Origin of the sequence: Paenibacillus sp. FSL H7-0716, assembly GCF_038002705.1 — a bacterium.
GTDB classification, from domain to species: domain Bacteria; phylum Bacillota; class Bacilli; order Paenibacillales; family Paenibacillaceae; genus Paenibacillus_AQ; species Paenibacillus_AQ odorifer.
Genome location: NZ_JBBODA010000006.1, coordinates 97,865 through 111,385 on the forward strand (window position 1 = coordinate 97,865; position 13,521 = coordinate 111,385).

Annotated in this window: 11 protein-coding genes; 3 read left to right on the plus strand and 8 right to left on the minus strand. The window is 45.4% G+C overall.

Annotated features, from left to right (window positions below; genetic code table 11):
• Positions 1-3: 3 nt before the first annotated feature.
• The 3 genes from MHH60_RS10150 to MHH60_RS10160 form a co-directional block, all read right to left on the minus strand.
• On the minus strand, positions 4-891 hold the full coding sequence (locus tag MHH60_RS10150) for an ABC transporter permease (RefSeq protein WP_076137031.1): 888 nt from the start codon (positions 889-891) through the stop codon (positions 4-6).
• 35 nt (positions 892-926) lie between these two features.
• The gene (locus tag MHH60_RS10155) at positions 927-1,730 is read right to left on the minus strand and encodes an ABC transporter permease (RefSeq protein ID WP_076137033.1); all 804 of its coding nucleotides are present in this window, start codon (positions 1,728-1,730) and stop codon (positions 927-929) included.
• Between the two features lie 106 nt (positions 1,731-1,836).
• Entirely contained in the window at positions 1,837-2,658 is an 822-nt protein-coding gene (locus MHH60_RS10160; protein ID WP_081389081.1) for an ABC transporter ATP-binding protein, read from the minus strand.
• A 282-nt stretch (positions 2,659-2,940) separates the two neighbouring features.
• Here MHH60_RS10160 and MHH60_RS10165 point away from each other — a divergent pair, with 282 nt between their 5' ends.
• The gene (locus MHH60_RS10165) at positions 2,941-6,051 is read left to right on the plus strand and encodes an S-layer homology domain-containing protein (RefSeq protein WP_081389082.1); all 3,111 of its coding nucleotides are present in this window, start codon (positions 2,941-2,943) and stop codon (positions 6,049-6,051) included.
• A gap of 431 nt (positions 6,052-6,482) precedes the next feature.
• Here MHH60_RS10165 and MHH60_RS10170 read toward each other — a convergent pair whose 3' ends face one another.
• The 3 genes from MHH60_RS10170 to MHH60_RS10180 form a co-directional block, all read right to left on the minus strand.
• Entirely contained in the window at positions 6,483-6,656 is a 174-nt protein-coding gene (locus MHH60_RS10170) for a hypothetical protein (RefSeq protein ID WP_218640687.1), read from the minus strand.
• Positions 6,657-6,702: 46 nt separating this feature from the next.
• Positions 6,703-7,986: an ArsB/NhaD family transporter gene (locus MHH60_RS10175; protein WP_076137035.1), complete on the minus strand. Its 1,284-nt coding sequence runs from the start codon at positions 7,984-7,986 to the stop codon at positions 6,703-6,705.
• 163 nt (positions 7,987-8,149) lie between these two features.
• A complete protein-coding gene (locus MHH60_RS10180; RefSeq protein ID WP_076137037.1) occupies positions 8,150-9,502 on the minus strand; it encodes an outer membrane protein assembly factor BamB family protein in 1,353 nt (450 codons plus the stop codon).
• A 246-nt stretch (positions 9,503-9,748) separates the two neighbouring features.
• Between MHH60_RS10180 and MHH60_RS10185 the strand changes: the two genes are divergently transcribed.
• Positions 9,749-10,834 carry an LLM class flavin-dependent oxidoreductase gene (locus tag MHH60_RS10185; RefSeq protein ID WP_076137039.1) on the plus strand — a complete coding sequence of 362 codons (1,086 nt, stop codon included), beginning with the start codon at positions 9,749-9,751 and terminating at the stop codon, positions 10,832-10,834.
• Positions 10,835-10,894: 60 nt separating this feature from the next.
• Here MHH60_RS10185 and MHH60_RS10190 read toward each other — a convergent pair whose 3' ends face one another.
• Positions 10,895-11,134, minus strand: coding sequence for a hypothetical protein (locus MHH60_RS10190; protein WP_036680302.1), 240 nt, complete (start codon positions 11,132-11,134; stop codon positions 10,895-10,897).
• Complete coding sequence (locus MHH60_RS10195; protein ID WP_179088930.1) at positions 11,131-12,138, minus strand: TIR domain-containing protein; 1,008 nt, start codon at positions 12,136-12,138, stop codon at positions 11,131-11,133. Before MHH60_RS10195 ends, MHH60_RS10190 begins: the two co-directional genes overlap by 4 nt.
• Before the next feature lie 149 nt (positions 12,139-12,287).
• Between MHH60_RS10195 and MHH60_RS10200 the strand changes: the two genes are divergently transcribed.
• On the plus strand, positions 12,288-13,436 hold the full coding sequence (locus tag MHH60_RS10200; RefSeq protein WP_076137043.1) for an N-acetylmuramoyl-L-alanine amidase: 1,149 nt from the start codon (positions 12,288-12,290) through the stop codon (positions 13,434-13,436).
• The last annotated feature ends 85 nt before the right edge of the window (positions 13,437-13,521 follow it).

Here is a 13,521-nt window from a genome sequence, read left to right on the forward strand (position 1 = left end):
TGTTTAGCCTTCGTAACTATCGCGCCAGAACAGGAACTTTCGTTCAATAATCCGGAACAAGGAATCGATCAGCTTACCGACAATTGCGAAAATAATAATGCCTACGAATACAACCTCCGTATTAGAGTTCTGCTTCGCCTCATTGATAAGAAACCCAATACCTGACTGTGATCCAATAAGCTCTGCTACAACCAAACCAATCCAAGCTACAGCCAGCGACAACCTTAGCCCTAACAAAATTCCAGGCAGCGCCGCCGGGAGTATAAGCCTGCGCAGCTTCTGATATGGACTGAATCCCAAAACCCGAGCTACTTCGAACAATTTATTGTCCATATTGCGGATGCCCATAAACGTATTAATATAGAGCGGAAAAAATGAGCCTGTCATAATGATCACAACTTTAGACATCTCTCCAAACCCGAACCAGAGAATAATGAGCGGCGCTATAGCTAAATGGGGAACAAGTCTAAGCACTTGTACGCTAGGATCGAGCACATATTCTACACTGCGAAACAAGCCAGTCAGTACGCCGAATAGAAGACCCAATACACCTCCAATAAGAAATCCGATGCCCGCCCTACCCATGCTGACACCCAGATGATGAGTTAACTCTCCAGTAACCAACAAGTCAGTAAAAGCTCTTGCAATCGAAAGCGGAGTCGGCAAAAAGGTTGCTGAGACCAGCCCCGTACTCCCTGCCAGCTGCCAAAGGACTAACGTCACCACCGGGATAATTGCACCCATTCCCCAATCAGAGAGCAAGGGTTTCCATGCAACTTGTATTGCGGGTTTCTTCAGTGTCTTCTTGGATAAAGGAGCTGTGCCGCTGCTATCCAGCGTTTCTCTGGCTCTTTTAGTATTTTTGATAATAGCTTCTACTCCATCGCTCATGGTGCATCCCCCTTTTGTTTAATGAGCGTTCAAGGTTATCCGCGATAATTGTCTTGCCATCTCAACAACCGTCGTTCAATGTAACGAACAATGGAATCACTCAACAATCCAGCTACGGCAAAAATAATAATTCCCACGAACACCACTGGTGTGTCCGCGAATTGACGCGCATCGGACATCATGTATCCAATGCCTGAGGTAGATGCAATAAGCTCTGCTACTACTAACCCCAGCCAAGAAAGCCCTAGAGAGAGACGCACTCCGAGAATAATGTTCGGCAGCGCTGCTGGAAGTACTAACCTGCCAATCTGCTTCAACCGGCTGAAGCCAAGTACCCGGGAAACTTCGAACAGCTTGTTATCCACGCCGCGAATTCCCATGAACGTATTGATATAAAGTGGGAAAAAAGCTCCCTTAGCAATCAATAGCACCTTCGACTCCTCACCGATCCCGAACCATAAAATGAACAGCGGTACTACCGCCAGACTGGGAATCATACGGATCATTTGCAGGGAAGGATCTAACAGCTTCTCCGATCTGCGGAACAGGCCTACGAGAAGTCCTAACAGCAGACCCAGTCCACCACCTAGCAGGAATCCAGAAAAGGCTCTGACCAAGCTGATCCTAAAGTTCGGCCACAAATCGCCTGAAGCCGCTAAAGTTACAAAAGATTCCGCAATCGTATACGGCGTAGGGAACAGCATCTCCGAGATCATTCCATAATGCCCAAGCGTCTGCCACAGAATCAGCACACTGCCCGGCAGCAAAAGACCAAGTCCTAGTGTTGCCACCTTTCCGGGGCGTCCGGAAGTTCTTATGGCTACAGCCCGATTTGTCATACTTTGAACCCACCTTTTTTCAGCTTTACAATCACTTTAAATAAACAGAAAGAGACCTTCGAATGTTAATGTCTTCGAAAGTCTCCATGGGTATGGTCGACCTATTTTATATTCCGGCTCCGTCTGTAAGCTCTAGCTCATCTACCTTTTCAAAATAATTCAACACCTTCAAACGCAGCTCTTGAAAGGAGGTCGTTGTTTTTTTCCGTGGATACGGTAAATCTATCGGTACAATTTTACGTATTTTCCCGGGACGCGGCTCTAGAATCACTACCCGATTCCCCAAGAACACAGCCTCATCAATATCATGCGTCACAAAAATCATGGTTGTTTGGTTAGCCCGCCAAATGTCCAGCAATACCGTCTGCATATGGGCCCGAGTGAATGCATCCAGTGCTCCAAACGGTTCGTCCAGCAGCAGTATTTTCGGATTGCGCAGAAGTGCACGAGCTATTGCTACCCGCTGGGCCATCCCTCCCGACAACTCGCGGGGATAAGATTTCTCAAATCCATTTAGCTTCACCAGATCAATCAATTCATCGACCTTCCGCCTAACCTCCTTGTTCCCTAGTGGTAAATCAGAGGCAATATTCTTCTCAACGGTAAGCCAGGGAAAGAGGCGATGCTCCTGAAAAATAAAACCCTTATCGATTCCAGGACCCCCAATCTCCGCCCCTTCCAGGGTGACACTGCCAGTGTACCCGCTATCCAGACCGGCTACGATGCGTAATAATGTACTTTTTCCACAGCCGCTGGGGCCGATGACTGTAATAAATTCGCCCTCCTGTACATGGAGATCTACATTATGGAGTGCTTGAACATGACCCCCAGCAGACTCAAAACGTTTATTTAGGTTCGAAATTGACAGCAACGCTTCTCCCACCTTGACCCCTCCTTTAATCTGTATGGACAAAAAAAACAGAGGCATTGCGTTTTTACATTCGCAATACCTCTGTAGGAACAGTCGGCAATCATTATTCAAAGTAAATCAATTGGAATTATAATATTTAAAATATCATCGATTTTATAAGCTGTCAACAAAAAACAAGCCCCTTTATGGAACAGAAGTGGATTTATTTCTAGTGCGTTAGTTAGAAATGCAATGAATTTAATCACTTTTACTAGGATGAAAGTATTAAAAAACCTTGCTTTTGCGTCGATATAATGAAGTAAGCTTATGACAAATTGGTTCTAAGGAAGGGGCTTTTGCTTGAAAAGCATATCATTAAAATGGGGAGCAACACTTGTTGCCCTTAACACCTTGTTCGGTGGTACTCTCTATGCATCTGCAGCTGAAATCACTCCACCGTTCTCCGACTTAACCGAAATACAACAGACGAAAAGTGCCGCAATCCTCGAGGCTGCTCGTCTAGGCTTGCTTAAAGGCGATCCGAATGGACAATTCAGACCCACTGCGACAATGACTCGCCAAGAGCTCGCAGCCATTTTAGCGAAGACCTTAAAGCTAGATTCCTCAGTGAACTCCACCTCTACCTTTAGAGACGTATCTGACTCCAGTTGGAGTGTCTCCGCTATTGAGGCTGTTAAAAAGGCAGGATTTATGGAGGGTGATCTTACAGGTAATTTTAATCCATCCAGACCTGTAACTAGAGAAGAGCTTGCAGTTATATTTGTTCGTGCCATCCGCGGAACTGGAGCGCAAGGTGGACAAGCCAAGAAGGTTAATGACGAATCCACAATCAGCAATTGGGCAAAAGAGTATACCGATGTCGCATTACGTCTTAAACTTATAGACTCTCCCGAAGATATGTTCAGCCCCAAAGGTACTGTTCAGCGGCAGGATATGGCTTCTTTTCTGCTGAATATTTTTAAAGAAGAACAACAAACTGCAACGATCGACAATATAGATAGAGATTTCGTAACGATCAATGGCACGCCTTACCTCATTGAAGGTAAACTCAAAGAATTAATGGGTGATAGCAACCATGATGCTTTAAGAGGAGCTGTCCTTAAGTTCAATTCCTTGAATCGTCATATAGATGGTTTGCAAGAGCTTGAAATTGTACAAAAAGGGGTTCAACTAAATACCTCCGGCTTACCCTCCGGTTCTTTGCTCAATATTTCTGGAAATGATGTTGTTATTAAAGGCAATGTTACCGGTGATTTGAAGATTAAAAATGGCGTTTCGAGTATAACTTTTCAGGGCCAAATTGGGCAGATCATTGTGGATTCTATAACTCCATTTACTATTCATAGCAGCAGTTTCCTGCAAACCTTAAAAATAGTTGAAGGCGGCGCTAAGATCACCATCGCTCCCTCCTTATCTATTCAAAATCTGCAGTTGCCTGGCAACAGTCTGCCTTCACATTTCATAACAAATTACACAGCCATTCAAGATAATATCCAAACGATTCAAAATGCATCTGGAGCCGTTGCTCCTGCGTATACTTCGTCCACGTCTGCTAACGCCGCCGTGAGCGATCCGACTCCTGAGCCTACTCCCGTAGCGACTCCTAGTCCTACTCCGGTAGCCACTCCGAGCCCGACTCCGGTGCTGACTCCTAGCCCGACTCCGGTGGCCACTCCTGAGCCGACTCCGGTGACGACTTCTAGTCCTACTCCAGTCGCGACTCCTGAGCCTACTCCCGTAGTGACTCCTGAGCCTACTCCGGCACCGACTCCGAGCCCTACCCCGGTAGCGACTCCTAGTCCTACTCCGATGCTGACTCCTGAGCCTACTCCCGTAGCGACTCCTAGTCCTACTCCGGTAGCGACTCCTGAGCCTACTCCGATAGCGACTCCTAGTCCTACTCCGGTAGCGACTCCTGAGCCTACTCCGATAGCGACTCCTAGTCCTACTCCGGTGGCGACTCCTGAGCCTACTCCAGTCGCGACTCCGAGCCCTACTCCGGTAGCGTCTCCTGAGCCTACTCCGATAGCGACTCCTAGTCCTACTCCGGTGGCGACTCCTGAGCCTACTCCCGTAGCGACTCCTAGTCCTACTCCGGTGCTGACTCCTGAGCCTACTCCGGCGCCGACTCCGGTGAACCATGCACCAGTCGTGCAAAATAATATTGATCCAATATCTGCTCTGATCACAAGTGGTGTCCAAAACGTCGACATCAGTAATGTGTTCATTGATCCGGATGGCGACCCGCTTACATTCGCAGCTGCATCCTCTGACACTAGCGTTGCCACTGTATCTGTAAATGGGAATCATCTCAACCTTGTGCCGGTCAATTCAGGTACGGCCATGATTACAATAACAGCAATGGACGGCCAAGGTGGCGTTAACACTTCTACTTTTGTATTCACTGTAACGTCTAATCAGCCACCAATTGCGATATCTGGAATCACTACTCAACTCTTAACACCAGGTATCACGGCACCACGTATATTTGATCTGGCCCAGCTTTTTCAAGATCCAGACAATGACATGCTTACTTATTCAGCTTCTATAGATAACGTAAATGCTGGTACACTTAGCATTAATGGCAACACTCTAACGGTAACTCCGGCAGCTAATAGTTCAGCGAGTGGTTTAGTGACCCTCACAGCAACGGATAATAAAGGAGGTTCAACTACCTCAACTTTCACCTTGATTACAGCCCAGCTTGTAAACAACGGCTTTGTGCCAATAACCACCAAGCAAGGTGTATCCAATATTTCCTTCGATATTTCCAAGCTGATTCCTAATCAGAGTCAATTTAAAGTGTATACAGAAAGCAGCACAGGTTCATTGAGCGGACCTGCAATTCTGAATGGAGCTATATGGAATGGTCCTACAAGTCCAGGAACGGTATGGATAGTAGGTTCTGATGGTAAAGCGGTTGTTTTATCTATAAGTGTGGCTTCACAGGGCACCTCCGAGCTATTCTTCTCAGAGTATCTGGACGGCGGTGACGGCAGAATCGCAGTTGAGCTGTACTATAAAGGAAATGGTAATCCCGCAGGAAAAGCAGAAGGTTACACCCTTGAAGTCTACCAATTTATGAAAGCCACCCAAACCAAACAGGTTTATTCCCGGCCATTATATCCTGTACCTGTAGCAATGCCGTATATGTTTATAGATTCTACTTTTGGGGACGCATTTGATTTAATGAATATCTCCTATTACAATGATGAGCTGAGTCTTTATAATCCAAAAACATATAATATTACAGCATTAGTACTGAAGAAAAACGGCCAAATCGTAGATGTTCTCGGTGACCCTACCTCTACTCAGCAATTCCTCTCCACAGGTGGAACTATTGTCCGTAAATCTGGTATATACACTGGATCACAGCAGTATTCACTTGAGGGCGAGTGGAATCAATATCCCAAAGGAAGTTACCAGTATTTTGGAAGTCATACTCCTTAAGCAGCCCTTTCTAATGTAAAAAACAAGCAGGCAGTGAGCCTCCAGATATTGGAGAATCACTGCCTGCTTGTTTATCTGCATTGCGTAGCGTTAAGTCGACTTTGGGTAAACCTCGGAATAACTCCTCCGGATCCCCCCGTATATTTTAATTACCAAATCTAAACCCAATCTTTGATTTAGTTGCATTCTGTACACTTATTTCGTATAAAAAAGGGGGCGTCCTGAATATAACTGTATTCTATACAATTAAAATCCAGAAAAATCACCTTTAGCTGAGGAAATCATGAAAATAAGTGTACTGAATACAGCTATTTTTGGGGGGACAATTTATTCGATGAGTTATAACTGTACAAAGTACACTTATATGCTCCCACCGTCACTTCAACATATGTTCACCGCTTCAAAATCTGCATTTTGCCTCCACTTGTTACTTATACTCCTGCATCTACTTCCTCTACTTCCTCTGCTTCCTCTGCTGCCTCTGCTGCCTCTGCTGCCTCTACTTCCTCTGCTGCCTCTGCTGCCTCTACTTCCTCTACTTCCTCTACTTCCTCTACTTCCTCTACTCCTTCTACTTCCTCGACTACTTCTACCTGCCGTATCAAAATATCACTTCAAGCATATCGCTCCCCCGGCTCTTAGTAACGCTGCTTACATCAGATATCTTAAATATAAATACACGCTGGAGATCACAATGGACAACAGCATCAAAGGAAAACCGACCTTCAAATACTTCATGAATGTAATCGGGTACCCCTCTTTTCCTGCCAAACCCGCTACGATCAAATTAGCACTCGCACCAATCAATGTGCCATTCCCACCCAGACAAGCCCCTAAAGCCAAACTCCACCATAACGGCTCCAAATTGCTGATCCCCATATTGCCCATCTCCTGAATCAGAGGGATCATAGTTGCTACAAAAGGAATGTTATCCAGAAATGCTGAGGTAATGGCGCTGACCCATAAAATCATCATTGAGCTCATCAGCACATCACCATTCGTTATTTCAATCGCTTTTGCTGCCAGCTCTGCAATCACACCTGTCTCTACAAGCCCTGACACCAACACGAACAGTCCGATAAAAAAGAAGATCGTAATCCATTCCACGCTGTGAAAAGCTTTTTCCAGCATATGTTCCCCTCCGGTCAGCAGCAGCAGTAAAAATGCACCAGCCAGCGCAACCGTAGCGGACTCCAAATGTAACACTTGATGTAAAAAGAACCCGGCAATCGTAATTGCCAGTACGATCAGACATTTTCGCAGCAGCTTATGATCCGTAATCATAACCTTCTCATCCATGTCCATGATGCTCTGCTGCAATTCAGGTGTGGTTTTAATTTGTTTACCGAACATCAATAACAGCAGCGGGATATACGCCAAAACAATGATGATAATCACGGGTGTCAGATTGCTAATAAAAGCCATGAAGGTCAGCTCCTTAACAGCACTGCCAATCATGATATTAGGCGGGTCTCCGATCAAGGTTGCCGTTCCGCCTACATTAGATGCGATAATTTGTGACATTAAAAAAGGCAGCGGATGTATGCGCAGTTGTCTTGTAATACTGAAGGTGACTGGCACCATAAGCAGTACTGTCGTCACATTATCCAAAAATGCTGAAGCCACTGCGGTAATCACAAACAAAGCAATCAGTATTCTCTTCGGCTTCCCCTTCGCCAACTTAGCTGATTTCACAACTGCGTATTTAAAGAGCCCCGTCTCAGCGGTAATCCCTACAATCATCATCATTCCTACAAGCAATCCTATAGTATTAAAATCGATGTGCTGCAGTGCCGTCTCCTGATCCACAATGCCCATCGCTATCATGACGATAGCGCCTAACATCGCCAGAATGGTACGGTGAATCTTTTCGGAAATAATAAGTCCATAAATAAGCAGAAAAATACCTATCGCCCAAACCGCTTGCTGTTCCATAATATCCCTCGGTCCTTCTATGTAATTTGGTTAACTTACAGTCTACTCATCATATAACCTTATTATCATAAAATAGATTTGTATTTTTCGCACTGGGATTGTGGAATCATTCCACTAAAAACGACTCTGCCGGATGGTTATCGGAGAGCCGTTGTGGATTCGATTATTTCATTTTCAGAGCCTGAGGCTCCTTGAAAGCAGTTAACGTCCCTTTACTCTGCACAATAATCATCCCGTTCTCCAGCAAGGTTGGGCCGAATACTCTACCTGATGTTTTGAGCTGCACGATCGGTTTGGCGGTAATTAGATCAATAGCAACCAATTTCCCATCGGTCTGGGCAACATACATGCCATGTCCGAGCAGATCGAAGCGGGCAATCGGATTGCTGATTCCTCCGTACTGGAACACAGATTTATTAGACATTTTAACACCATAAATGCTCTGTTCGTTACTAAAAAGAATTCTTCCATCATAAGGACCCGCCGCGTAGGCTAACTTAGCTCCGATGGATTCATACGAATAATTATCTCGTGTTACGGCAGCTGGATCAACATTTACTGGGTAGCCATAGACTCCTTTTTGTCCCCCAATATATATCCTGTCCCCAATGATCCAGGCTCTGCCTCCGCTAGTCATATATTCTTCTTCTGGTTTCGGATGATTAGGATCTATATGAGTGGGATTATACTCTACAGCCTTTACAAGCTTACCTGTCTTCACATCCAAATGATCGAGTGTCGTCAAAGGAGGAGGGTCTACCAATGTAGCTTCCCGTTGTGAGATAAGCGTAGTCCCATCTGCTGCAATCGGAAGACTATGATTACCACTATTCCAAAGCTCTTTACCTGTTGTTCGATCAAATGCATGTAAAATGTCATACGTATATGCTCCGGATTCTGAGTTTTGAGCTAGCACCAGATTCCCCTCAACCATAAATGGTTCAAACAGCATTTCGCTGAAATTATCGCGCCACTGCAACTTGCCATCTTTCAGATTGTAGGCTTGAATATCGCCATTAGCAGCAAATAGCTGCTCTTTATCAATTAACAATTTACTAACACCTTTACTGGTTGCCGATGAGCTCCATTTATTTTTGCCCGTAGCCGCGTTAACTGCATAGATTGTACCTGCCTCCGAAGTGACGTAAGCCACGCCATCCTGATAGAGCAGCGGCGTTGTTAATTTGGAGCCGTACTTCCACATTACTTTTCCAGTCTGGACGTTAATCGCTAAAAGCTGACCCTTTTGAAGGATAAAAGCTTTGCCCGCTCCGACTGCAACAACACCCTTACCTATGATATAATCCGACGGCACATCTTTCAAAGCTGGCAAATCCATTGTTGTTGACCATTCCACCTTCGCGGCAGGCAGGTTTGCATAGTAATCATCAACATTCGAGCCTATAAAAGAGGTGTGTGGATCAACCGCAGCTGCTTGTACCGGATTTACCATAAGAAATACCCCTAAACCAATAACTGCAGTACGAAGATAAGATTTCAATATTGTTCCTCTCACCACCAAACTCCTCCTCATATAAGTAACTGCCTCATTTGGATAGCTTCTTAAAATCAAATATAATAATATTGGACGAGCAGGACATAACCCTTATGGATTATTATTCCATTTTGTCAAAAACAACAGAAGAAATCAAAACATTTACTCACAAACTTACATTTTGTAAGTCATTGTGTTATAATAATCACATTCCTCCATAAACGGACAGGCTTTAGCAAATATATGAATAACAAGGGGTTTGTGAGCATGAGTAACGAAGCAACCGCAGCACCAGCAACCGATTTTGAATTTGGTATCTATACCTTAGGAGACATCGTAGCGGATTGTCATACAGGGAAGAAGATCAGTCCAAAACAACGTCTCGACGAAGTTGTAGCTGCAGCTAAGCTGGCAGATGAGGCGGGACTTGATGTATTTGGTGTAGGTGAGCATCATCGTCTTGATTTTGTAATTTCTTCGGTGCCAGTGGTGCTGGCTGCCATTTCTCAGGTTACTAACAGAATTAAACTAACGAGCGCAACAACCGTATTAAGCACCATTGATCCTGTACGGGTGTTCGAGGATTTCGCCACACTTGATTTGCTGTCGAATGGACGTGCAGAGATTATTGCGGGGCGTGGTGCTTTTGTGGAGTCTTTTCCGCTCTTCGGGTATGAGCTTGATGATTATCACCGTCTATTCTCCGAGAATATCAATTTACTCTTGGAGCTTAACAAACATGAAGTTATGAACTGGGAGGGCTTCTTCCGTTCATCTCTGAAGGATTCGGAGATTGCTCCACGTCCATTACAGGAGAATCTTCCGCTCTGGATTGGTGTAGGCGGTTCTCCAGAAAGCGCGGAGAAGGCCGGGATGCTCGGAACCGGAATGGCTATCGCCATCCTAAGCGGCAGTCCAGAGCCTTTTCAAGAGCTTGCCGCCACCTATCGGCGTGCCGGAATTCAAGCAGGACATGCACCTGAGGATCTAAAGATTGCGATCACTAGCCACGGCTACATTGCTGAAACCTCACAGCAGGCGTTGGATGAATATTACCCTTACTACTATAGTTACCGTAACTCTATCCGTCCAAAACCGGGTCAAGAGTACAAGGTGTCTCGTGATGACTTTGGGCAATATGTAACTGCTGATAACACGATGGCTGTGGGCAGCCCGCAGCAAATTATCGAAAAAATTCTCTATCAGCATGAGCTGTTCGGTCATAGCCGCTTTATGACTCAGCTCGATATCGGCGGCCTTCCTTACGCTAAGGTAGCCAAAGCCATTGAGCTTTTGGCAACAGAGGTTGCACCTGTCGTACGGCGTGAAATCGCCAAGAAGAACAGCCGTTAGAATGGAATACCAAAAAGGGGCCCTCAAGCCAACGGCTGAGGCCCCCTTTTTATAAAAAAATCACGCAAAGGATGGTTTATTATTATCTACTTTTCCGCTGATAAGCTTCTTATATTCGTCGTCTCCGCCGTCCAAAGAAGGTGCAGTATAAATCTGAGCTGAAGCTGGCTGCTGAGCAGAATGACTCGAGCCTGCTTTTCTTTTGGTGCTTTTGTCATCGCCGCCTGCACTCCTGCTCCCACCACTCGCAGATCGGAGAACAGCATCGGATAAGCTGTTAATACCTTTTATTCTCTTCATGCTGAATCCTCTCCTACTAAATGATTGATGGTACGGAATAAATCCTGATTATTCCCAACTACCGCCTTAAGATCATCTGCAGATAATCCATCACTTCCTGAGAAATGAACGGAAAGAACATACTTCTTACCTAGAGGATAGCATAGGATATATACCTCTGCAACTTCCGTGCGTTGAAAAAAAGTCCATTTACTCGATAAAAATGCATCTACCACACTAGGCTGCTTCTCATACCCTTTCGTTACAGACAAGGGATAGGAGTGACCGCGTCCGACATTCCCCCCCACCTGAACAAGTTGTTCCTTCTCTTGTGCCTGCCAGATGGCTGCACCGATTACACGACAATGCTTCGGAGGTAAAAAGGAATTGCGTATCGCCTCACTAAGTGCGTGATACTTATCTCCATTCTCGGAGATGGTCACATTACTATTATATTGCCAAAAAAAATGAAGGATACTTTCCTTGCGCCTTAAATCCATCTTTAGCTGCTCTAAATCTTTAAGCGGGTCACGGAATCTTCCACGCTCTTGAATACTATCAATAATCTTACCACAGCTCACATCCACAGCAGCCGTAGGATTATCGTGATGCACTTCATACTCTAAAGATGTAATTCCCGCTAAATCAGATAGCAGATGATATTCTTCTACATTTTCTCCAGGGATGAGATCATCACGCGCAGTTACCTGATCAGGCACTAGACAAAAAACACGGCTGCGCCGTAATCTAGCCCAAAACAAACCCATTTCAAACCCCGTATTATCGCGGGTCACATAATAATATTTACCACGGATTTTGGCAACATCATCTGGCGAGAACACAAATACGGCAAAATCGCTCTCATCCAAATTTCGCTCCAACGCCTCCATAGTGTATTCATTCGCCCGAAAAGCGTTGGCATACCAAGGATGCACTTCAGCATTCCTCTTCAGCTGCTCATGAATCGCTCTTGCATAACGTATAGACTCCCTGGAAGATCCAATGAATAGCTTTGGTTTAGTCACGGCAATGCTCCTTCATCCTCTTTCCCGATATGTAATAATTATACAAGTCTTTAGACCACCAGAAAAGAGGCCAAATTCTCAAAAAATATTATTCTAAACCTCGTAAATTGGGTAAGGAATTACGACTACTCTCAAAAAGCGAGGATACTATGAACAAAATGATAGGTGTCACCCTGCTCACAGCTTGCCTTTTGGGTATAGCAGCGCCACAGTCTGCTGAAGCAAAGACAGCAGCGGGAAGTTATACCGCACAGGTATATGCGAGTTCTTTAAATGTACGCGATGAACCGGCTAAGAATGCAACTGTTGTAGGATCAATTAAGAATGGGGCTCGGGTTACTGTGACTGATGAGCAGCACGGATGGTTAAAGGTTAAGGCGGGGAGCACCTCTGGCTGGGTAGCGGGTTATTACCTAAAAAAGGTAAACAGCAACTCCCTGCAATCCAGCGCTTCTGGAACGTCTATTGCTACTAAAACCAATACTGCCTCGTCAACATCAGCCAATGCTTCTAGTAGAACTTCAAAGGCTACAGTCACGGCTGATTCTCTGCGCATCCGAAGTGGCCCAGGAACACAATATAAGGTGCTCGGTTCTTTAAAAGCCAAGGATACAGTCACTCTCCTTCTTCATCAGAACGGCTGGGCTCGAATTCGTACAGCCAGCGGTGAAACCGGTTGGGTGGCAGAGCAGTATATCCGAAGTGGAAGCATATCAAGCAGTACGAGCAGCATAAGTACCGTCCAGCATAAAGGCGGACTACGAGGAAAGCTGATCGTCATCGATCCTGGTCATGGCGGGAGTGATCCGGGCATGCTTGGCACTACATATAACACCATGGAGAAAGATTTGAATCTGCATACTGCACTTTATGTCCGCGATGCTCTTGTTGCTAAAGGAGCACGGGTAGAGATGACGCGCACCCGAGATGATCAGAAGCCGACGTTAGCGCGTCGTGTTCAGATGAGCCAAGCCCTGCGTGCTGATGCTTTTGTAAGTGTTCATTATAATTCTTCACCTAAAAATGTGTCCGGAACGTTGACCTTCTTTTATTCAGAAGCAGATGATTTGAAGCTGGCACGGGCGATTGAAACCCGGTTGGGGCAAGGCATCGGTCTGAAAAGCAACGGGTTGTCCTTTGGCGATTATCACATCCTAAGGGAGAATCGGATTCCAGCTACCTTGGTTGAGCTTGGATTCCTCACCAATCCTACAGACGAGTCCATTGTCCGCAAGACCTCCTATCAGAAAAAAGCGGCTAAAGCCATCGCCGAAGGCGTTGCAGATTATTTTAAATAACTGGCTGGAACAACACTCCAAAAAAAGCCCGCCCCATCTCTCTCTCAGGTATAACCTGAGGGGATTTGTGGGTCGGGCTCTTTTG